Source organism: Paenibacillus sp. ISL-20 (assembly GCF_018613005.1).
Classification (GTDB): Bacteria; Bacillota; Bacilli; order Paenibacillales; family Paenibacillaceae; genus Paenibacillus_AQ.
Genome location: NZ_JAGGRD010000018.1, coordinates 23,485 through 45,542, shown reverse-complemented (window position 1 = coordinate 45,542; position 22,058 = coordinate 23,485). Strand labels below are relative to the sequence as shown.

Annotated in this window: 21 protein-coding genes and 1 pseudogene; 10 read left to right on the top strand and 12 right to left on the bottom strand. The window is 49.9% G+C overall.

Going from position 1 to position 22,058, the window contains the following annotated elements; all coding sequences use genetic code 11:
* Positions 1–44: 44 nt before the first annotated feature.
* From J7E85_RS10255 to J7E85_RS10235, 5 genes are all read right to left on the bottom strand, one after another.
* Positions 45–1,085 carry an ABC transporter substrate-binding protein gene (locus tag J7E85_RS10255; RefSeq protein WP_215157448.1) on the bottom strand — a complete coding sequence of 347 codons (1,041 nt, stop codon included), beginning with the start codon at positions 1,083–1,085 and terminating at the stop codon, positions 45–47.
* Between the two features lie 44 nt (positions 1,086–1,129).
* Positions 1,130–2,011, bottom strand: a complete 882-nt coding sequence (locus J7E85_RS10250) for an ABC transporter permease (RefSeq protein WP_215157446.1) — start codon at positions 2,009–2,011, stop codon at positions 1,130–1,132.
* Between the two features lie 30 nt (positions 2,012–2,041).
* On the bottom strand, positions 2,042–2,821 hold the full coding sequence (locus tag J7E85_RS10245; RefSeq protein WP_215157443.1) for an ABC transporter ATP-binding protein: 780 nt from the start codon (positions 2,819–2,821) through the stop codon (positions 2,042–2,044).
* A 147-nt stretch (positions 2,822–2,968) separates the two neighbouring features.
* On the bottom strand, positions 2,969–3,343 hold the full coding sequence (locus J7E85_RS10240) for a Na-translocating system protein MpsC family protein (protein ID WP_215157441.1): 375 nt from the start codon (positions 3,341–3,343) through the stop codon (positions 2,969–2,971).
* Between the two features lie 288 nt (positions 3,344–3,631).
* Positions 3,632–4,603: an acetylxylan esterase gene (locus J7E85_RS10235; protein WP_215157439.1), complete on the bottom strand. Its 972-nt coding sequence runs from the start codon at positions 4,601–4,603 to the stop codon at positions 3,632–3,634.
* Positions 4,604–4,894: 291 nt separating this feature from the next.
* Here J7E85_RS10235 and J7E85_RS10230 point away from each other — a divergent pair, with 291 nt between their 5' ends.
* The 4 genes from J7E85_RS10230 (at position 4,895) to J7E85_RS10220 (ending at position 6,742) form a co-directional block, all read left to right on the top strand.
* Positions 4,895–5,731, top strand: coding sequence for a sugar phosphate isomerase/epimerase family protein (locus J7E85_RS10230; RefSeq protein WP_215157437.1), 837 nt, complete (start codon positions 4,895–4,897; stop codon positions 5,729–5,731).
* Between the two features lie 14 nt (positions 5,732–5,745).
* Entirely contained in the window at positions 5,746–5,874 is a 129-nt protein-coding gene (locus tag J7E85_RS34550; RefSeq protein ID WP_285228806.1) for a hypothetical protein, read from the top strand.
* A gap of 24 nt (positions 5,875–5,898) precedes the next feature.
* On the top strand, positions 5,899–6,177 hold the full coding sequence (locus J7E85_RS10225; protein ID WP_215157436.1) for a hypothetical protein: 279 nt from the start codon (positions 5,899–5,901) through the stop codon (positions 6,175–6,177).
* Between the two features lie 313 nt (positions 6,178–6,490).
* Positions 6,491–6,742 carry a hypothetical protein gene (locus J7E85_RS10220; protein WP_215157435.1) on the top strand — a complete coding sequence of 84 codons (252 nt, stop codon included), beginning with the start codon at positions 6,491–6,493 and terminating at the stop codon, positions 6,740–6,742.
* Between the two features lie 205 nt (positions 6,743–6,947).
* Here the strand turns inward: J7E85_RS10220 and sigK are convergent, their stop codons facing one another.
* The gene (gene sigK / locus J7E85_RS10215; protein WP_215157434.1) at positions 6,948–7,649 is read right to left on the bottom strand and encodes an RNA polymerase sporulation sigma factor SigK; all 702 of its coding nucleotides are present in this window, start codon (positions 7,647–7,649) and stop codon (positions 6,948–6,950) included.
* 594 nt (positions 7,650–8,243) lie between these two features.
* Between sigK and J7E85_RS10210 the strand changes: the two genes are divergently transcribed.
* The 5 genes from J7E85_RS10210 to J7E85_RS10190 all read left to right on the top strand — a co-directional run bounded on the left by J7E85_RS10210 (position 8,244) and on the right by J7E85_RS10190 (position 16,138).
* Positions 8,244–9,575 carry a glycoside hydrolase family 125 protein gene (locus tag J7E85_RS10210; protein ID WP_215157433.1) on the top strand — a complete coding sequence of 444 codons (1,332 nt, stop codon included), beginning with the start codon at positions 8,244–8,246 and terminating at the stop codon, positions 9,573–9,575.
* Positions 9,562–10,452, top strand: a complete 891-nt coding sequence (locus J7E85_RS10205) for a carbohydrate ABC transporter permease (RefSeq protein WP_215157432.1) — start codon at positions 9,562–9,564, stop codon at positions 10,450–10,452. Before J7E85_RS10210 ends, J7E85_RS10205 begins: the two co-directional genes overlap by 14 nt.
* A 14-nt stretch (positions 10,453–10,466) precedes the next feature.
* A complete protein-coding gene (locus J7E85_RS10200; RefSeq protein ID WP_215157431.1) occupies positions 10,467–11,366 on the top strand; it encodes a carbohydrate ABC transporter permease in 900 nt (299 codons plus the stop codon).
* Between the two features lie 99 nt (positions 11,367–11,465).
* Complete coding sequence (locus tag J7E85_RS10195) at positions 11,466–12,803, top strand: ABC transporter substrate-binding protein (protein ID WP_215157429.1); 1,338 nt, start codon at positions 11,466–11,468, stop codon at positions 12,801–12,803.
* Between the two features lie 80 nt (positions 12,804–12,883).
* Positions 12,884–16,138, top strand: coding sequence for a carbohydrate-binding protein (locus J7E85_RS10190; protein ID WP_215157427.1), 3,255 nt, complete (start codon positions 12,884–12,886; stop codon positions 16,136–16,138).
* Positions 16,139–16,312: 174 nt separating this feature from the next.
* On the opposite strand, the gene J7E85_RS10185 is transcribed toward J7E85_RS10190, so the two are convergent.
* Positions 16,313–17,347: a dienelactone hydrolase family protein gene (locus J7E85_RS10185; protein ID WP_215157425.1), complete on the bottom strand. Its 1,035-nt coding sequence runs from the start codon at positions 17,345–17,347 to the stop codon at positions 16,313–16,315.
* A gap of 180 nt (positions 17,348–17,527) precedes the next feature.
* Here J7E85_RS10185 and J7E85_RS33985 point away from each other — a divergent pair.
* A pseudogene (locus J7E85_RS33985) lies at positions 17,528–17,647 on the top strand (ABC transporter permease); the annotation flags it as partial.
* A gap of 83 nt (positions 17,648–17,730) precedes the next feature.
* Here the strand turns inward: J7E85_RS33985 and J7E85_RS10175 are convergent.
* The 5 genes from J7E85_RS10175 to J7E85_RS10155 form a co-directional block, all read right to left on the bottom strand.
* The gene (locus J7E85_RS10175) at positions 17,731–18,540 is read right to left on the bottom strand and encodes an alpha/beta hydrolase (protein ID WP_215157722.1); all 810 of its coding nucleotides are present in this window, start codon (positions 18,538–18,540) and stop codon (positions 17,731–17,733) included.
* A gap of 71 nt (positions 18,541–18,611) precedes the next feature.
* Complete coding sequence (locus J7E85_RS10170; protein WP_215157421.1) at positions 18,612–18,929, bottom strand: cupin domain-containing protein; 318 nt, start codon at positions 18,927–18,929, stop codon at positions 18,612–18,614.
* Between the two features lie 233 nt (positions 18,930–19,162).
* A complete protein-coding gene (tnpB, locus tag J7E85_RS10165; protein WP_215157720.1) occupies positions 19,163–20,266 on the bottom strand; it encodes an IS200/IS605 family element RNA-guided endonuclease TnpB in 1,104 nt (367 codons plus the stop codon).
* A gap of 6 nt (positions 20,267–20,272) precedes the next feature.
* Positions 20,273–20,674 (bottom strand): IS200/IS605 family transposase, encoded by a 402-nt coding sequence (tnpA, locus tag J7E85_RS10160; protein ID WP_215157419.1) that lies wholly within the window; start codon positions 20,672–20,674, stop codon positions 20,273–20,275.
* Positions 20,675–20,924: 250 nt separating this feature from the next.
* Entirely contained in the window at positions 20,925–22,043 is a 1,119-nt protein-coding gene (locus tag J7E85_RS10155; protein ID WP_215157417.1) for a hypothetical protein, read from the bottom strand.
* Positions 22,044–22,058: the final 15 nt, after the last annotated feature.

Here is a 22,058-nt window from a genome sequence, read left to right as displayed (position 1 = left end):
TTCAGGTCGTGTATTGGTAATCATGTGAACCCTTCCGCTTGCTTTTACTTCTTGGAATTGATCACAAACTGCATATCCACCAGCGTTTCATAGGTATAATCCCCTTTAAAAATTCCGGTCTCGATCATGACATCCATATCATGCTGCAACGCCTCTTCCGAGATCATCCCGTCCAAGCTCCAGAGATTGTCTGCATAGGCCCGGTCCAGCGCAGCTTGAATCGCATCATCGGACAACGTCGGGAATTCGGCTTTCAGGTTCTTCTTGGCCAGCTCTTTATCCGTCTGCACGACTTCTAACGCTTCGACAATGGCAGCAGTAAAGCTTTGCACGGCTCCCGGATCCTTCTCGATGGTAGACTTCTTCACGCTGAGAACCGAATACGAGAAATCTCCCAGATCATGAAACTTGTAGAACGGCTCTTCCCATACGTTCTTCGATATCCCGTCACTGATCTGCGGCTCGGCTCCGTTCGCAATGTCGGCTGCACCTTGCTGGACCATCGTCACCACCGTTGAGCCGTCTGCCGGCTCCAGCAGTTGCACATCCTTTTCCGGATCGAGTCCAAGCTGAATCAAGAGATAGCGGGTCAGAAGGTTTGGCGTGCCGCCGTGGCGACCGGCGTTAATCTTTTTCCCTTGCAAAAATGCCTTCAGGTCTTCGGGGGAGTTGCTCGCAGGCGCGGTGCCTTTCTTGGCCATTAAATACACGTTCGCCCGATTGACGACATTCACGACCGAGATAATCGGATCGGAATTGTTGTTGTTAGCCAAGGCATTGGACTCCGTCCCGCCGATCACGCCCCAGGCATCTCCGCTGACCACGGCGGTTACGTGCGCTCCTCCGGCTGCTTGGATGACCTCGACGTCGAGCCCTCTTTTCTCGAAGAAGCCTTCCCGCTGTGCTACATACAGAGGCAGATAACCCGTGGAGTGAAGCGGCTCGGCGATCACGATTTTCTTCAGCTTCCCATCACCGGAGGCGGAGGCGGTGCTGCTGCTTTTCTCATTGCTGCAGGCTCCAAGCAGACCGGTGACCATGAGCAGTGCGAACAACAGTGAACGTTTCCTCATTTTTTGGTTCATACGAATTCCCCTTTTAATAGAAATAATGAGTTCGGTTATTCTGTCTATTGTTTGGTCAATCCCTTAGATAACCACTTCTCCAGCACCACCACGCCCCAGTACATCACCATGGACAGCAGCGACAGGACGACGACGCCCACCCACACGAGATTGATATCCAGTATCGTCCCTGCATACATGATCATGCGGCCGACGCCCTGACTTGAAGCGATAAACTCGCCCACGATGGCGCCTGCCAGCGCAAGCGCAATGTTAATCCGCAAGCTGCTGATAATCCAGGGCATGGACCATGGGACAACGACCTTGGTAAAAACCTGATGCCGCTTGGCGCCCAACGAATACATCAGCTTCTCCATATCCGGATCCACGCTCTTCACGCCGCTGTATGCGGATAGCGCCGAAACGACAACCGTCATAGAGAAAGCCAGCGCCACCTTGGAAAAAAATCCGATTCCCAGCAGTATAACGAGTACAGGTGCAAGAGCAAGCTTGGGCATGGCATTCAAAATGATAAGATACGGCTCGCTGATGCCGGCATACGATCTAGACCACCAGAACGATAGTCCAAGCAGTGCGCCAAGCAAGGTTCCGAACACAAAACCAAGGATCGTCGAGCCGGAAGTATACGTAATGTCACGGAGAAGCGTTCCTTCGGTCATTTGGGTCCAGGTCGTGCGAAGAATCGCGCTCGGGCTGCTCCAATAATAGGAGTCCAGCAGGCCGAGCCGGGTGAACACCTCCCATACCAGAAAAACAAGTACGGCCACAGCGGCCCGCCCCCAGACGATCGACCTGCTCCTCCGGCGCTCCATCGCCTCTTCATCCAAGATGCAGGGCACAACCTCCGGCCGTTTGGATGAACCCGTGGCAGGCTCCGCTGGTGTTACAGCATGTACGATAAAAGCCTCTTTACGTGCAGTTTCCATCGGTTTCCCTCCTCATTTTTTTCTTGTTCCCTAAGAGATTTGTTCTTCATCTTGTCCAGCTGACAGCAAATCCATGAGATGATGCTTCAACTCCATGAAGGCTGGAGACGTCATGTCTTCCGTTTTGCGCGGACGCTCCATCGTTACGGTGATTTTGGACTTGATCCGCCCGGGTCTGGAAGAGAATACATAGATGTCATCCGATAAATAAATCGCTTCGTCGATGTCATGGGTGACAAACAGCACCGTCTTCCCAAAATCCTCCCAGATCTGCAGCAGCCAGTTCTGCATGGTCAACCTTGTCTGAGCATCCAGTGCGCCGAAGGGCTCGTCCAACAAAATGATATCCCGGTCGTAGAGGAGCGTCCGCAGCAGCGCGGCACGCTGTTTCATCCCTCCCGAAAGCTCCTTCGGATAATGCTTGTCAAAACCCTTTAGACCATATTTTCCCATCAAGGGCAGTGCCCTCTCCACGGCTTCCTTGTAAGGAACACCCCTGACTTCCATGCCCAGAATGATGTTGTCGAGGATGGTACGCCAAGGCAGAAGCATGTCCTTTTGCAGCATATAGCCCACATAACCGGTGGTGCCCACGATATCCTTTCCGTCAGCCGTCACCTTGCCCGTGGAGGGCGGCATCAGACCGGCAATAATGTTAAACAATGTTGATTTGCCGCACCCGCTGGGACCAATAATGCTGACAAAACGCCCCTCCTCGATCGCCAAGCTTGTCTCCCTCATGGCCGCAATCTCTACCCCGTTTCTGCGGAACCATTTGCTGACGCCCGAAATCTCAATTTTGTGAGTCATGCGCTTCCTCCTTTTTTGATTTCATTATTTTTCTGAAACACATCAAACATGTATTTTCAAAAGCGGATGTAACAAAAAATCGCCAGTCCAGCCCCAAGCCGCACACATATATGTGCCTTGGTACCAAACTGACGATCGGCCCGCTCTCTACTTGAGTTCCGGCATGTCGTTCAGATATGCTTCGACCTCCTTCTCCAAGAATACGATGGTACCGGAAAACTCGGTCTCTGCATCATAGTCTTTAAGAACGGAGATGATTTTAAATTGAAACTGCTGTTCCAGGGAGACCTTAATCTCATGTTTGAACACCTGGAATAAAAGGTGGTCCAACTGCCGGGTAGAGAGGGGGTAATTCTCATCCAGCAGTTTGAGGACGGGGACTCTACTATTTCTCGATATAATGATGATTTTGTTGCCAACGAAATCGACTTTTTGCTGCTTTACACCCACGTTAAATATTTTCTTATTTATCGCGTTGTAAACCCTCAAAAGATCCTGTTTGAGCTCGCCTGCTGTCATCATGGTTCAACATCCCTTTGTGTAAATTAATATCACATTGACCGGGTAGGTATAGGGTGTTTATCGAGTTTTTTCTGTCCTTGGGTATAATTATAGGCGATATCGGGTAGTTGTCAATACGTTCACGTCAAAAAATATAACAAATATTTAATATATGTCATTTTATATAACATTAATATGATGCACTTTAAGTGTGATTCCGTTTGCACCTGTCCGCTGCCTGCCTATATAAAGAGCAGTCCTTTGCGACCGTCGGGCCCAGCGCCCTTACCCTAAATCTGTCACCATGTTCTATTTTCTATTCCCGTTAAAAATTCGTTCCAGGAACAAGACGCCCTCCCGCTTCTGGTACTCATTGACTTCATGGCCAGAGAACGGATAGTCTCTTATTTCTTTTGCCGATTTCACTCGGTTGTATGCGGCATATATAGTTTCGGGCATGCAGACCGTATCCTTCCAGCCGACGGATACCATGACTGGCACCTGGATTCGCGGAGCGAGATTCAGCATGTCAAAGTACGAGAGATGCTCCAGGATCCGATCCAATTGCTCCGGGTACCGCTTGATGTATTGGGCGATTTCGTTCAGCGAGCTGACCGAATGCAGAATCCCGTAATCCATTCTGCACATGTTGGGAATGTCGGCCACAATGGCCGCGACCTTCGGATTCAGGGCCCCTGCCAGCAGAGACAGTCCGCCACCCTGACTGCCGCCTACCACGGCAATTTTTTTCGGATCCACTCCGGGTTGCTGCGATGCCACATCCACCGCTCTCACAGCATCCATAACGACTGCCATGTAATAGGAGCGACGAATATCTGTAATCCCCTGTGTCACCCAGCCCCTAACCACGCCGCTGTCCAACGGCAGCAGATTCCCCGTCTCCCCACCCTGTCCCCTGACGTCCGCAGCAAACACCGTATAACCCAGCATCAGCCAGTGAGCATACCGTTCTGGAAATCCGCGGTCTCCGGAATAACCCGGGAAGGTTACGATACACGGTCGGGGTTTTTCGTCCGAAGGTTGTATAGTTGGAGCTATATACCAAGCATTGATGGGGGTATCATCATAACCATGATAGGTTACCTTGGATACCTTCATATGGGGATATGGCGTCGCTTCCGGCTGACTGGCCATGTGAAGCGGCTTGTCGCTATACGACTTCAACACTTCCTCCCAAAATCGATTCACTACCTCCTCGTTGATTGTAGGTTCCGGATACAAGTTGCCAAGCTCTTTCTTACGCAGCTTAATGGTATTCATTCTGAGTTAAATCTCCTTTTCGCGAGTGAAGTGTGGGTTCTTGTAACATGGTTATTTCGGCAATACATCCGCAACTCCTTTCGAAACGGTAGGAATTCATGCCGGTTTATTACGAAATAACGAATTGATCGGGGGCCCAAATCGTTATCTTTTCTAAAAAAATTAAAAAGCTATCATAGATTTATAGAGTTGAACATATCATAATAGAAACTATGAAAAACCAACGGGTTGATATAAACGATGCGCCCGCCAGAGCAATACGACATCTTATATCGAATGGAGACGATGAATATGCTGCAAGGTTTAACAAGCGCAGGACTCGGAAAACTTGAAAGCGATTTACAGTTTATCGAACTCGCGGCCAAATATGAATTCCAATGCGTCGATATCGATGCCAAAGGTCTTGTAGACCGCCTAGGCGTGGGAGCAGCAGCCGATATGCTGCAATCCCGCCAACTGGAAGTTGGGGCAATCGGTCTTCCCGTGGAATGGAGAGGATCGGACGAGCAGTTCCTAAGCGGACTCGAGAAACTGCCGGCTGCAGCGGCAGCTGCCAAGGCCCTCGGCTGCACTCGCTGCTGTACATACATTCTTCCTTCCACGGACGCATCCGCAGCTCATTTCATGGCGCTGGCCACCACAAGGCTGCGGGCTTGTGCCAGCATTTTGGGGGCATACGGAATCCGATTAGCCTTGGAGTTTGTAGGACCGCATCATCTGCGCACCCAATGGAAGAACCCGTTCATCTGGACGGTACAAGAAACTTTGGATTGGATCGATGCCATCGGCGAACCGAATGTCGGGCTGCTGTATGATGCCTATCACTGGTACACCAATGAGATGACGGTGTCGGATATCCGGCAGCTGCGCGCCGAACAAATCGTTCATGTCCACATTAACGATGCGAAGGACATTCCCGTGGGGGATGTTCTCGATAATGATCGGCTTTATCCGGGTGAAGGCGTAATTAATCTTCCGGGGTTCCTTCAAGCTCTGAACGATATCGGCTATGCAGGCCCGGTTACACAAGAAATATTGACGCCTTTCACGCCGACCGGGACTCCTGAGGAATTGATCGCTAAATCACGGCGAGCCTTCGACAGCGTATTCGGCGCTGCAGGATTATAGTAGAGGATCCAGGCATGTTTGAGTTGTTAATTGACGAAAGAGACACGGGACCGGTAACACTCCATGTCATGCAGATGGGGGAAGCCAGGCCACATAACGGAATGATTCCATCTGTTCAGGGGAACACTGAAACGGTAGCTTAAGTACCTTTTCGGGAGGCCTCAAGAATGAACGGATTTGAGAAGGAAGAACGGGATAACTTTACGGACCTATCCACCGTTGAGTCACAGCGGAACGATCTGGTGGCCGAGGAGTTTCCCGAGGGGCCTTACGGTTCCAATCTCCGCAGCGATTCCCTTGGCAAGAGCACCCCATGGCGCAAGGATCAGCGGCCTCCGAATCGGTTTGATTATGAGGATCGCAACCTGCACATGGGCATCGAACGGGAGTATCCCGGTGAAGATGAGAGCATTCAAGCAGACCCGGGACAAAGGAAACCCGAATAGAGCCGAACTAAAAAACCAACCGTCGTGAACTGCACCCCACTCGTTAGACACCATCTAACATTTGGAGGTGCAGTTTTTCTATGGCCAAGACGGTTAGTTCTTGTCGTAACAGGGCTTGTATCCTCGCTCGGAAAGCATAATAGCCTATAAAAATACATAAGATGGCATATGAAAAAACGTCTAACGTCGTAGTCACTCAGAAGACAGACCGCTTTTAGCGGATGTTTTTCTTGCGAGAGAGTCGTACGATTCCAAGAAGGAAGAAATCCGTTGTCCGCAGTTACAGAGACTTGAAGGAGTGGGGGAGTACGTCATGCCCATCATCAAGGAGCAGGATGAATTCGTGATTTATGTTGTCACGTTATCCAGCGTAAAGCGCTATATGTCCATTGAATTTATCGGCGGGTCTTGCGGTTTCATCATCGCTCAAAAAGCACTTCAATCCGATCTGCTCGGCATGATTGGCAGCATCATCGCTCCGATGGCCATTCGCCGCGTGCTGCAATGGCAGCAGTATAAATCCGAGAGTCCTATGCGGCTTCACTCAACAAGCCGAGCGAACTGAATCCTACATAAATCAAGCGAGCGGCTCAGCTCAAATACGGAAATAATCATCCTATCCCTATGATAGAAGCCTCTTGCCAAGCAAGAGGCTGGTTTTCTCGACCCCGGGAAAACCAGCTAAAGCCACTTCCAACACAGGAAGTGGCTTTAGCTGCTCTATATCGACATTCCCGTTTCGGTCATCAGTGGTTAACACAGACTTCTTCTTACCGTTTCTGTTTGTAAAATTCATGATATAGCTTCATCAGCGCCCGCTTCTCAATCCGCGATACATAGCTGCGCGATATGCCGAGTTCCTTGGCGATCTCACGCTGCGTCCGTTCTTCTCCGCCGGCTTCCAGTCCAAAACGACCAATAACGACTTCCTTCTCCCGGTCGTCCAATATATCGAGGTTCCGGTAGATCTTGCTCTTCTCAATCTTTAACTGCACGGCATCCACGATATCATCCGCTTCCGTTCCTAAAATGTCAATTAATGTAATTTCATTTCCCTCTTTGTCCGTTCCAATCGGATCATGGAGGGATACGTCTTTTCGTGTCTTCTTCAAGGAACGCAAATGCATCAGTATTTCATTTTCTATACAACGGGCAGCAAATGTCGCCAGCTTCGTGCCTTTATTCGGCCTGAAGCTTTCTATTGCCTTGATGAGTCCTATCGTCCCGATGGAAATCAAATCTTCTAAATCCTCGCCGGTGTTATCGAACTTTTTGACGATGTGGGCAACCAGCCGAAGATTATGCTCAATTAGTTTATTGCGTGATTGAGGATCGCCTTCGGCCATTCGCTTCAGATGTTTAGCTTCCTCTTCCTCGGTCAGAGGCTGGGGAAACGCGTTGTTTTTCACGTACGAAACGAGCAGGGTCAACTCTTTTATGAACAAAGCAATTGCGGTAAACAATCCAGGCACTTTAGGACACCTCCTGCGAAGTTACAATGCAACCGGCCCTTATCGCGCTCGGTTTCTCGGTCTTCTCATTCTATGTAGGCAACGGCCCAGAAGTGCCTGTACGCGGGAAAGTGATCCGTAAAAACGTTAATTCCCCGATATCTGCCCGTCACTTCATAAAAGAAATTTCGCAAATATACGACATTTGTTTTTTTGATTCCTGAACCAAGCAACGAACAACGGCAACGAAGGGGCCGATTTATCGAAATATACCAATATATCATGTTATAAAAAAAGCCATAATAATCAATACATTGCGTTTGAGCCACGGGTTGCCCCTGATTTAAAACCATGCTTTTGCCTCAAATCAATCATTCACTATCCAGCATATCTGCTATCAAAACGAGGGACGTTGACTTTGGGAAATAATAAAATTAAGAACCGGCAGAGTGACCGATAAGATATTCACACACCCACATAATATAACAGCCATAATTTTATCAATATAATATATTGACATTAAATTGGTATGTAATTATATTAAATGTAAGCGTTTTATATAATGACCTAACAAAACGATCAACACCCTGAAGAATGGAAGGGAGAAGAGCTTACATGTACACGTTGGACTATTTTTCTGTACTGCATGATTTGAACCGCACGATAACCGAAGGCACCACAGCTTACCCGAAGCTCGGACATATGTTCAGGAGCATGCTGGACAATACGCTGGGTTCGACCATTCAAAAACAGCCCGACGGTACCACCTTTGTCATTACCGGCGATATTCCGGCCATGTGGCTGAGGGATTCGGCTGCGCAAATCCGCCCCTTCCTCGTTCCAGCGGGCCAAGACGAGAAGCTGGCCGATTTGATCGAGGGGCTCGTACGCAGGCAAACAGAATTCATCCTGCTTGATCCATACGCCAATGCATTCAATGATTCGCCTTCCGGTCAAGGCCACCAGAACGACCGCACCGCCATGAATCCATGGCTATGGGAGCGCAAATATGAGATCGATTCGTTATGCTATCCCATCCAGCTTGCTTATCTGTTATGGAAAGAAACCGGCAGAACCTCGCATCTGGATCAAACGTTCCATTCAGCCGCCAGGGTCATTCTGGACATCTGGCGAACCGAGCAGCATCACGAAACCGATTCGCCGTATTACTTCGAACGCTTCGATTGTCCTCCAAGCGACACGCTGCCGCGCGGCGGAAAAGGGACGGAGGTGGCTTATACGGGAATGACCTGGTCCGGCTTCCGCCCGAGCGACGACGCCTGCGCCTACGGATACCTCATTCCATCCAATATGTTCGCCGTCGTTGTGCTTGGATATCTGGCGGAGATTTCCCGCGATGTCCTGCGCGATCCCGAGTTGGAAGCGGAGGCGGAGAAACTTGCCGGAGAGATCCGACATGGCATTGAGTCGTACGGCGTTCTCGAGCATCCCGAATATGGCAAAATTTATGCCTATGAAACGGACGGGATGGGAAGCCACCTGCTAATGGATGACGCCAACGTCCCCAGCCTTTTGTCCATTCCGTATTTGGGTTACACAAGCGCTGATGACCCGGTCTATCAAAATACCCGCAGGTTCGTGCTGAGCCACGCCAATCCGTATTATTATCAAGGCACTGCCGCTGCGGGCGTTGGAAGCCCCCATACGCCTGATCGTTATATTTGGCCGATTGCGCTGGCGATTCAAGGTTTGACGACCACGGATCGGGAAGAGAAATTTCGGCTGCTTCGGCTGATGGCGGATACCAATGCAGGCACCGGCATGATGCATGAAGGATTTCTGGTCGACGACCCTGCCTGTTATACCCGCCCATGGTTTTCCTGGGCTAACATGATGTTTTGCGAGCTGATTATGGATTACTGCGGCATTCGAGTCAAAGCGAATGATATCGGAGGAGGTCATCGGGATCACCATGGGAACCAATAGGAAGCTTCGCGGCTGGGTCATCGGATATCTGTTCATTTTACCGTCCATTATCGGCTTCAGCGTTTTTGTCGCCTACCCCCTGTTGTCGTCCATGTATTACGCCATGACAGAATGGAGCGGGTACGATTCTCCCCGTTTTGTCGGCTTTGAGAACTTTAGATACCTGTTCACCGAAGATCCGGCTTTTTGGCCTTCGATCCGGGCAACGTTTTACTTCGTGATGCTGAGTGTTCCTTTATCACTGATTCTAGGCTTGTTATTGGCCATGATGCTGAACAAAAACTTGACCGGCATCAAATGGTTCCGCACGATCTTTTATCTTCCCGTCGTCGTTCCCTCCATCGCCACGCTCACGTTGTGGCAATTTATTTATGAGCCGCAATATGGTCTGGCGAATTCGCTGCTAAGAGAGTTCGGACTACCACCGGGTACTTGGCTGACCAGCGAAACGACAGCACTTCCATCCATTGTGTTAATCGGTTTATGGCAGGTCGGATCCAGTGTCATCATTTTTCTGAGCGGTCTGCAGTCGGTTCCCCAGGAAATGTATGAAGCGGCGGAAGTCGACGGCGCCTCCAGGTGGCGGATGTCGTTAAACATTACGCTGCCCATGATCACCCCGATCCTGTTCCTGCAGCTTATACTCGGCATCATCGGTGCATTCCAGGCGTTTAACCAGATTCAGGTGTTGACCGGAGGCGGCCCGAACTTTTCCACCTCCCTGCTGAATTACAAAATCTATACCGACGCCTTCAATGGAAGAATGTTTGGCTATGCAATCGCGGAAGTGTGGGTACTGTTCGTCATCATCATGATCTTTACCGTGATTTCTTACCGGTACTCCAACCGGTTCGTTTATTACGAAAGCGACAAATAAGGGGGTAAGAAGTGATGCAAGCGGAAGTACGGCCCAAACAACGAGGAAATCTAAATGCAGCGGACATACGCGTAAAGCGAAGAGTACGGTTTAACTGGATAGACACCATTCGTTTTATCTTATTGGCGATCGGCGCCATTGCGATGCTGTTCCCCCTCTTGTGGATGGTTACCATTGCGCTGAAGAGCAACAATGACGTGTTCAAAATTCCGCCCGAATGGTTTCCGCGGGAATTTCATTGGTCCAATTTTGTAACTGGAACAAAAGAAATCAACTTTTGGCAAACGTTTGGCAACTCCCTCTTTATCGCGATTACCTGCACGATCGGACAGATTATAAGCTCGGTGCTGGTGGGCTACGGGCTCGCACGGCTGAAGTTCCCGGGACGTAAACTGTGGTTCTCGCTTTTTATAGGGAGCCTTATGCTTCCCGGATTTGTAGGCATGATCCCTATGTTTAACCTGTACACCAGCATTGGATGGTACGATTCCTGGCTGCCGATTATCGTGCCCGCCTTTTTTGGAAACGCCACGTTCTCGTTCCTGTTTGTCCAGTATATAAGAACGATCTCCGTTTCATTTGACGAGGCTGCCAAAATAGACGGAGCATCGGACCTTTATGTGCTGCTCAAGGTACTGGTGCCTATGTCCATGCCGGTCATCATGACCATGGTGATATTTGCGTTCCAAGGGGCATGGAATCAATATTTGGAACCTCTGCTCTATATTATCGACCCAAGCAAATGGACGCTGTCACTGGCGATGGCTACCTATACGGGCACCTATGCAACAGCCTGGAATCTGTTTATGGCCGCGGATTTAATTTATATCCTGCCGATGCTGCTGCTCTTCTTCTTTGGCCAGAAGTTTTTTATGCAGGGGCTCGGCTCCATGAATTCCGCGGGTTTAAAGTAAAACTTCCGACTGTATGGGAGGTGATGCCGATCCTAACTGACTGAAGTAAAAACCATGTGATGTTCAGTTCATTAAATTAACCATTGGGGAGGTCTTTCAATGAGACAGGGTGTTAGAAGGTGGGCCAGCGGAATCATCGCTTTACTGTTATTTTCAAGTTTGCTAGCCGCTTGCGGCGGAGGCTCCGGTTCGGTGAGCCCCGGAAACACACCATCCGGAGAAGACAACGCCGGGTCCAAGAAACCCGTCGAAGTCACGATGATTACTTGGGAGTCGGCGGCCATGAACGAAAAAATCATGGCATCCATGAAAAAATTCGAAGAGGATAACCCCGACATCAAAGTGAAACTCATCCCTACTCCATTGGACAATTACGGTGTAAAGATTAACGGAATGATCACGGCAAAGAAAGCACCCGACATCTTCATGACCGGCAACGACATGCTGCTCGATAATGCCGGCAAAGGACTTCTCTATGACTGGACGGAGCTTGCAACACAGGACAAAGCGTTCATGGAGGGCTTTTACGACGGTGTGGTAGACAGCTGGTACTATGAAGGCAAGTTGGTCGGATTGCCCGGCCTCTTGAACACATACGGCATTTTTTACAATAAAAAATCATTCCAGGATGCAGGCCTTCCGGAACCGAAGATTGGCTGGACCTATGATGAATTCTTCACGGCGATGGAAGAACTTTCGAGCAATCAGGGCGGCGTGCAGCAATTTGGTTATTACGCTCCCCTTGACCCCTTCCACGTCTCTCTCTATTCGGTATCCGCAAGTGGCGCTCCCTTCGCTGATGCCATCATCAATCCAACGAAGGTGGAAATCAGTGACCCGTTCAGAGAGGGAGTCGAAAAATATAAATCCGCCATTGCAAACGGTTACATGAATCCCCCTACCTTTGACTTAACGAATGCCATGAGTTCGTTCAAGCAAGGTAAAGTCCCGATGACCCTGCAGGGGCAATGGGTAGCCGATGATTTGATCCGTACGGCTCCGAAGGAATTGGAGTGGGGTTACGTGCCGATGCCGGTGGTAAACAGCCAGACCGAGATTTATGACGCTGTAGGCTGGTCCAGTCCGGCAACGCTTAAAAATCCGGAAGCTGTATGGAAAGTGCTCAAGTACCTGGATTCCAAAATGTACGAGGAAGTCCTCCCTTCAACCCCGGTGGCTCCTGCAGCCTATCAAGCATCTTCCGCAGCTTATTACGAGGCGCTGAAAGCGGCCGGACATCCTGAAGTGGGCGAAGGCCTTGATCATATTCTGAAATCCCAGAATACGCAGCCGGTTCGTTTCCTGTCGGCATGGGCAGGCAAAGCGTACCCGTTCATTGAAGCATCATGGAAAAACATTCTGATGGGCAAAGCCCCAATCACCGAACTGGATGTGATGGCCGAAAAAATCAACAAAGTGATTACGACCGGCAAGTAGTAACCGGAACCGGTAAGCTCATGAAGCCGATCGTGAATGAAACGGATCGGCTTCGATTTGAAAATAGAGGAGGAACATTCATGTCACTAAGATCAGGTCAACTTTTCAGGTTTCTGGCGGTACCTCTGGCTATCGCACTCATGCTCGGTTCCATGCCGGGCATCGGAACGTCCAAAGCCTACGCCTATACCGCATCGGACGGAGATACAGCGATGAGAGCTTTTAACGATACATTTTGGGATCCGAACGCCAAGATGTTCTGGAAGGACTCGAAGCGCGAAAAGCATCAAGACTTCTGGGTGGAGGCAGAGCTTTGGGAATTGGTCATGGATGCGTATCAGCATACATCCGATCCTGCTCTGAAAGCCGAGCTTAAAACGCAGATCGACGATGTATATGACGGCACCGTCGCCAAGTACGGCCAAGATTGGACGAATAACCCGTTCAATGACGACATTATGTGGTGGGCGATGGGAAGCGCCAGAGCCTATCAAATCACCGGAAGCCCAAGATATTTGGAAGCCGCGAGGGATCATTTCGATTTTGTGTACGATACGCAGTGGGATGAAGAGTTCGCAAACGGCGGCATTTGGTGGCTGAACAGCGACCATAATACCAAAAATGCGTGCATTAATTTCCCGGCGGCGCAAGCGGCGCTTTATCTTTACGATATTACGAAAGATGAGCATTATCTAAACGCGGCAACCAAAATATTCAGATGGGGCAAAACGATGCTTACGGACGGAAACGGAAAAGTGTTCGACCGCATCGAAATTGAACATGGCGCGGTTCCGGATGCCACTCACTACAACCAGGGTACATACATCGGGTCGGCCGTCGGATTGTATAAAGCGACCGGAAATGCCGTTTACCTCGATGACGCGGTCAAAGCCGCTAAATTCACCAAAAACCATCTGGTGGATTCAAACGGGGTGTTGAATTATGAAGGTCCCAACGGGGATCTGAAAGGCGGCAAAACGATCCTGATGCGCAATCTGGCCCATTTGCAAAAGACACTGGATGAAACCGGCCAGCACCCGGAATTCAGTGCTGAATTCGACGAATGGCTTGCATTCAATATCGAAATGGCCTGGAGTCACCGGAATTCGGATCATATCGTGGATGGAAACTGGGCAGGACAACTGCTGTCCGGAACCTATGAATCCTGGTCCTCGGCCGCAGCCGTTCAAGCTTTAAACGGTATCAAGCCAATGGAAGCGGAGCTGCATTATGCCGTTAAAAACCCCTTCGAGAAAATCGAAGCGGAACGCTACAACATCGGGGCCGGATTCGTGCTGGAGGGTTCATTCGAAGGTTCGCTGCAATTAGGCGGAATCCAGCATGGCTCTTATGCCGCTTACAAAAATGTGGATTTTGGATCAGACGGCGCGATCGGCTTCATTGCCAGAGCGTCCAGCGGAACGGGCGGAGGTCAAATCGAGATCCGGCTTGACTCCAAGGATGGCCCCAAAGTCGGGACCTTGAACGTAGAGGGAACGGGCGACTGGAATCATTATATCGATGCCGTCACCCTACTTAAAGATGACCAGGGAGAGCCGAGCACCATAACCGGCGTCCATGATGTGTATCTTGTCTTCACCAAGAGGAACGACGATTATTTATTCAATTTGAACTGGGTTAAATTCACAACGACGGACCCAACGGAAACCGACGCCTATGCCAAGCTTAAGGCCGGAAATTACGACAGCAGCGAAGGACTTAGTAAACATGCCGAGTTCGGATATTTGGACGCAATCCATCACAATGCCTATGCCTCTTATGAAGGAATTGATTTCGGATCTGGCGCGGCTGGTATCACGGTGCATGTGGCCAGCGGCAATCAAGGCGGCACGATCGAGGTTAAATTGGATAGTCTGGATGGACCTACCGCAGGTGTCGTTCAAATTCCGGCGCTGGGAAGCTGGGATAACTGGGTCGATATCATGGCGAATATCGATGACACCCTCGCTGTAGGGGTTCACGATGTATACCTTGTTTTCAAGGGTGCAAACAGCAGCGACTACCCTCTCAATCTGGAGTGGTTCACCTTTACCACCATGAAAGGAAAAGCAAGAAATGCTTACGAGAAGCTGGAAGCCGAAAACTATACGAACGGGGTAGGCTTCGGCAGAGAAACCGGCGGCGGGGAAACTTACCTGGCCGGGATGTTTGGTCCGAATAACCCTTATGCCATGTACAATTATATCGATTTTGGCAGCGAAAGCCCTACCCAATTCCATGTCAACGCAGCCAGCGCCACGGCTGGCGGGACGATCGAGGTCAGACTGGACAGTCTGGGCGGTCCGGTCATTGCAACAGCCACCGTCTCAGGGACCGGAGGCTGGCAGAATTTCAAAGTTTTCTCGACAGATGTAACAACCCCTGTAACGGGAAAACACATTGTATTCATGTCTTTCAAAGGTGGAGACTGGTTATATAACTTTGATAAATTTACTTTTGGCGATCCGGCCGTATTTACGGAGCCTGCTCCTCCTACCATACCCGAAGAGGACGACGTTGCCCCGGGTGAGGTAGAGAACGTGCAGGTGAAGCGCGGTGAAGGAAACATAACGCTGTCTTGGGATGGTCCTTATGATATCGATGCTCAAAAAGTGCAAATTACGCTGCGGAGCAATGGACAGCAGGTGGGCGACGTCATCGAGGTCAATCGGGGAATTCAAACAGCGGTGATACAGGGTATCGAAGCGGGCAAGGATTACTCGCTCTTCATCCGGTCCGTTGATCGGTCCGGGAATGTTTCGCAGGGAGTCACCGTCGAGGTTACCGATTCCCCTTCCTTCTCTCTGACCGCCAATGGCAAGAGCTTGGAGGATGGCGATGCCTTGGAGGATTACATGGTCCTCAGCCTCAAAATCTTGGACACTTCCGCCATTCAATTTGCCGAAATAACGATCAACGGCAAAGCATATACGCTGGATCCATTGACCAAGGACGCCATCGACATCGATCTGGCCGGTAACTTGGGCGACATAACGGCAACGGTTATGACTGAAGATCGCTCCGGTAACAAACTTCAGAAAACATTCCAGTTCCGGGTCATCACCAGCGTGTTTTCGATCAAACAATTAATCGCCCGATTCGCGGATTCAGGAGATGTAAGCGGAGCGATCATTCCTCAGTTGACCAACGCTCTTAACCAGGCACAGCATCAACTGGATCTGGGAAGAGTGGATCATGCCGTCAAGCATATGCAAAATTTCACCAAGCACCTGAATAAAGAGCCGATGGGACGGAACGTCAGTGATCAAGCCAAATCGGTATTAAATACCGATGCGAACTGCCTGCTCGAAGATTGGCAGGATGGCCTCGAGTAAACCTAATGCGCTATAGCGGCAACCATGCTCATGTAAAAAAGTGACTCCTGATGATCGATGATTCAGGAGTCATTTTTTGCTTTATTTCACCTGCACCCATTGTCTGTTGCGGCCCATAAGCGCGATGACCTGTTACATGTAGTACTAATAAGAAACGGCTAGGTAGGATACCATTCACAAGTCCGGTCTGCTTAATCGTTCAAACAACCAGTCGTACGAATAACGGCCGCTGATTTCATGTGACCCGGGGAACAGATCGGTTCGCAGCTTCTCCTCCGCACCGGTGCGCCGATATATTTCCCTGAGCTCATGAGCTGCGGCTTCAAAGCCGGCAGCCGGAAATATCCGATCATGGGTTCCCGACTCCAGAAACAAGGGTCTGGGAGAGATCAACCCCATCCATTCCGGCAGTTCGGCATGGTTCAGCATGCCGGGGATATAATTACATACACAGTGCTGCACCGCCATGATGCTGTCCTTAAAAGTATTGGGATATCCCGCAAGCACGGCAGTCCGTATCCGTTCATCCAGCGCCGCGCACAGGAACGAGATAAGCCCGCCTCCCGAAAAGCCCATGATGCCGATTCTGTCAGCTTGAACCTCGGGACGCTCGGCCACGTACTCCGATACCTTTAGCGTCTCGGCAACACGGAGACCGGCGAGCGTCTTGCCATGCATCATCAGTTGGGTGGACAGCCGGTGGCAGGAGTTCGGGACATCCGGATTCCGCGCGAGATCCGCCGCAAGGCGACGCTCACCGAAACCGGCTACATCCGGAGCGATTACCACCATGCCCCGTCGTACCAACTGGACAGCGAAATGCCGATGTAAACCAGATACATCGGGATCACTTGAGCCGTCCTGCTTCAGCCCTACAATCTCCCTACTGCCATAGCCATGACCATGAACAGCGACGGCTGCCGGCATCGGCTCCCCCTGATTCCCATCCGGAATTAATACATACGCCGCAAAGGATACGCCCGGTACGGCGGATAACTCCACCCTCTCCCGAATATATCCGTCACACGGCTCCTGTTCGAGCAGCACAGGCTTATGCCTGTCATTGGATTCAAATTCGCCGATCAATTGCCGAAGCGTCTGCTTCAAATGCCCTTTGCGCTCTTCGGCACTCATGGCAACCTGCCTGTCTTTCGTTCGTCCCATGGCTTCGTTATACATGGACTCCAGCAAAGCATCTGCGCGCCACATCCCGTACTCACCGCCTTCGATTTACTCACTGTTTTTAGATAAGGTGTTCCCTTGGATAGCGCATTTCCTGTATATCTGGGCATCAAGGCCCCCTATTCTCCAGGATGGTTTCGGGCCCGGTCGGTCTCCGGCTCCCCCCTTTGGGTTCCATGCTCACAACAGCACTGGTCTGCCCGTCGCTTCCCTTCAAGCCTGCTGCTCGTCTGGCCGCAAATTACCGGACTGACCGCAGCCACGCTGATCTGCTTCGCCATCTCTTACGTCCTGTTCCTCCGACAGGAGATTAGAGGCCGGTCCTGATCTTTAGGTTATACGAACAAGCTCGTCTGAATTTTCAGATGAGCTTGTTTTTTGCATGAGTTCTCAAGTTAGGCTGCTTCGTCCTACTTTCCCTGCACGACCGCTTGCGACAGGAATCCGATCTTCTGCAGCCAGCCCGCGCACAGGCCTGTCCATTGCGAAACACTGGCATCTTCTTCCGCAAGACCAAGGCCATGCCGGCCCTCCGGGAAAACATGAAGCTCAAAAGGGATGCGCTGCTCGCTTAGCGCTTTCGCATACAAGAGGCTGTTCTCAACGGGAACCGCGCCGTCGTCCGCGGTATGCCACAGAAAGGACGAAGGGGTCTCCGGTTTCACCGCAAGCTCAAGCGACAACGCATTTCTCAATTCTTCCGGCGGATCCTCTCCCAACAGCTTGGACATGGAGCCCTCATGGTAATAATCCTTAAATGAAATGACCGGGTAACACAGAATAGAAGCGTTCGGGCGGGAGCTCTGCCGGTCCACAGCATCCACGGCCTCCGGGTTTCCTTCATCGAAATGCGTACTGGCACTCGCCGCGAGATGTCCGCCTGCCGAGAACCCGAGAATTCCAACACGTTCCGGATCGATGTTCCAATCCTTGGCGTGATGTCTTACAAGCCGGATGGCACGCTGGGCATCGCCTAGCGGATATGGATGGCGATAAGGGGCAACACGGTAATGAACGACGAAGGCCGATAGCCCAATAGAATTCAGCCACATGGCAATCGGATCACCCTCATGATCCGCGCGCCGCTCATATCCACCGCCCGGAAGGACAAGCACGGCTCCGTGAGGCGTTTCATTTTGTAATAGATAAGGTACGATGTAGGGTGTGAATTTCTCTTCCACCGACTCATGTCCGGGAATATCCTGTTCCCAAAGCTTCATCATATCCATTCCTTTCTGTCTTCATCTCAAGTCTATTCATTCATTTCTACATTTCCTTCAGCTTTAGGCACTCAGAGGCCAAGCAAATCCAGTCTCAGCGGTGTAAACGTATCCAAAAGAGCGGAGGGTTCCAGTGCTTTTACCCCATGCTCTGCTCCGCCGGGAATGACGATGGTATCTCCCTGACGCACCAGAGTTGTCTCACCGTTGATATAAAATTCGATGGCGCCCTTCAGACAGTAACTCATCTGCTCATGGGGATGGCTGTGCAATGCACCTTCCGCCCCTTCTTCAAAATGCACCTCCATCATCATCAGCCCGGTTCCGGGTTGAAACACCTTCCTTGTCACCCCGGGCTCCGCTTGTTCCCAAACTCCGATTTCCGCCATGATCCTCCTCCTCTGCTAATCCAAGCACCAAATTTTCGCGTTCATCGATTCATTAAATTAAAAATCTTCATAACTTCTTCGCCGAAGGGTCTATCTATTATGTATTCCTATTATCCATGTCTTGAACCTCTCATGGCTAAAGCCACGAGATTCTTGGGTAGTCTGCTCTACTGAGCAGAATTAGTACATTATGTACCACCAAGCTATCACCGCAGTTCCTGCGGTTACTGCGATTATGCAGGTCGTAGTCTTTTGCCTTCGGCAAGAATATTCAAACTTGCGTTCACGTCCCGATCCCATTCTCTATAGCAAGAAGGACACTTCCATTGTCGCAAGTTAAGGTTTTTAACTTCCTTGTTTTGGTATCCACAACACGAACAGAGCTGAGAGGAAGCAAAGGTTTTTCCTACGGCAACGACAGTGCGTTCATACCACTTTGCTTTATATTCAAGCATCGTTCTGAATTGATACCAAGATACTTCGCTAATCGCTTTGGCAAGTTTATGGTTCTTCATCATATTAGACACTTGCAAATCTTCAATCGCAATGATGTCTTGGTTTTTGACAATATGCGTTGAAATCTTTTGCAAGTAGTCTGTTCGGGCATTTGTAATGCATTCATGGATTCGCGCAACCTTGATTCGTTGTTTATTCCAGTTTGAAGAACCTTTCACTCGTCTGGAAAGGGTGCGTTGTTCACGAATGAGTTTTTTTTCCATATTCCGTAGAAATTTAGGATTCTCGAACACTTCTCCGTTTGAGAGAATCGCAAAATCTTTAAGTCCGACATCAATTCCAACTTCGTTGTTTGTTTCTGGCAATGGTTGTACGTCTGTCTCTACTAACAACGAAACAAAGTATTTGCCAGAAGGACTGCGCCTAATGGTTGCGGACAGAAAACGTCCTTCTACTTCTCTTGATTTCGCATAACGAACAAGTCCAAGTTTAGGGAGTTTGATCTTACTTCCTTCAATCGCAATATTTCCGTTTGTGTGTTTCGTTGTATAGGACTGAACCTTGTTCCTTTTTGACTTGAAGCGTGGTGCATCGTTCTGCTTCTTACAGAATCGTGAGTAGGCCTCAGCCAGGTTTTTTACTGACGACTGAATAGCGATGCTGTCTACTTCTTTGAGCCATGGTAATTCTTTTTTCAGATTCGGCAGTTCGGAAGAACATACTCCGTATGATAATCCTTTACCTGTTTCCTTGTACGTTTCATTCCACTTCGCTAAGAAGTGGTTAAACACAAATCGACTGCACCCCATCGTTTTAGCGATTAGGATTTCCTGCTCTTTGGTTGGGTAGATACGGAATTTGTACGCTTTATGTACGAATATTGCTTTTCACCTCACTTTCTGATTTTGGATGTATTGTCGTATTTGCGCTTCCGTGTGTTCACTTGCAGTTTCCACAAAGTAAGAAGGATTCCAGAGATTCCCTCCCCATAACTTCTTTTTTAGCTGGGGGAACTCTTTAAATAGCAACCTTGCTGAAACGCCTTTTAACGCTTTGATGATATTCGGAATTGAATGTTGAGGACTACAATCAACCAAGAGATGAACATGGTCACAATCACTTTCAATTTCTGAAATCGTGAAGCCATGATCTGTAGCCATTCGATTGAGTATTTCCTTTGCCCTTATATCTATATCGTCAAGCAACACTTTGTGGCGATATTTCACGCACCATACAATATGATATTGGATCGAGTACACATACCCTCTACCATGTTTGATTTCTGCCATGCTATCCACCTCAAGCACAGGATAACATATGCCAAGTATTTTTCAAGTTATTACCACTAAAAATCAGTGATTTTTGTTAATGGATAAGTTAACATATGTCGGACAATTGACGTGTCATCAAAAGACACGCCTTGTCCGAGGCCGATTCATCTCATGACTGAAGTTACGAGTGTTCTCGGCTAATTCATAAAAATTCAGAGGCTCATCTCGGCTGATTGATTCTATACATTTAGAGGTCCTGACTCGTAAATCATATCCCCGTATCTGCTTGTAAAGATGAGAACACAGAATCGGAAATATCCAGCTTTCGTTCCTGCAGCCCCCCGAGCTCACGCAGCGAATAGCGGATAAGAATCGCCTGCGTTCCGGCATTCATGTCCCCTTCAACCTCACCCTTGCCCAGTGGAACCGCTTCCGGCATGTCAGGATAATACTCACCTTGCTTCACTTGGGCTACATTCGGTGCCGGCGGGGAATGATCGATTTCCCTGGAAAATCCGCCGTCGACGCGTTTGAGCCGCGCCATATTCGACAAGGTGATTTCCGCGATCTCCAGAACGTCCTCTTCCGGGATGCGCAGCTTCATCGAGGTCAGGAGGCTGATCGGGTTCCGGATGTAACACATATCAACGGCCTTCTCGTTCCGCAGAGCGTGCAGCAGGGAACGGTATATTTCCGGCGTCCGCGGCAGGGGAGCCTGAAACCGGTTATAGAATGTCAACAGCTTGAAGGTTCCCGATATTCGCACATAAAGGGTGCCTTCACCCCACAACCCTGTCACGGGGTCTTGTATACTCGCAAAATAAGACAGAGCTTCAGATAAGAACGGCTCCCGATCTGCAGGCGTCATCTGATTTAAATAGGGGGCCGAGTTACACAGCCGGTCGCAGCCGCGCCAGCTGTTCGCAAGACTGATCGAACGCAGCCACTCCGCATAAGCCTCAGGAGAACGGCAGTATGCCGGAGCCATATTCCGATTGCCCGGCAGCGGATGCAAAGGGGCTGCACCCAATTTTCGGAGTGCTCCTACGCTGTAACCAAGTGCACGTCCCACCATCACATCGTCTTTTCTCATCCTGGGATCGGCATCATAGAAATACCCCGTCGCAGGGTCTTGCTTCGACTGGAAAAAACGCACGATGCCCGTCTTAATATCATCGGCCAGCCTTTGCTGAAGCCCGCAGCGCTCGATAATGCCCAATGCTTGCGCCGTCGATTCGATGTCCGGCGTGAACGCATCAGAATCACTTGAACTGCGGGCATAATAAAAGCCGCCAGAAGCAGCGTCATATTGTCCTTCGAGCCATTCGAAGAAACCTTCAAACAGCCCGTCGCCACCCGTCAGAATGTCCTCTAACCTCTTTGTCATGCCCTATCCCTTCTT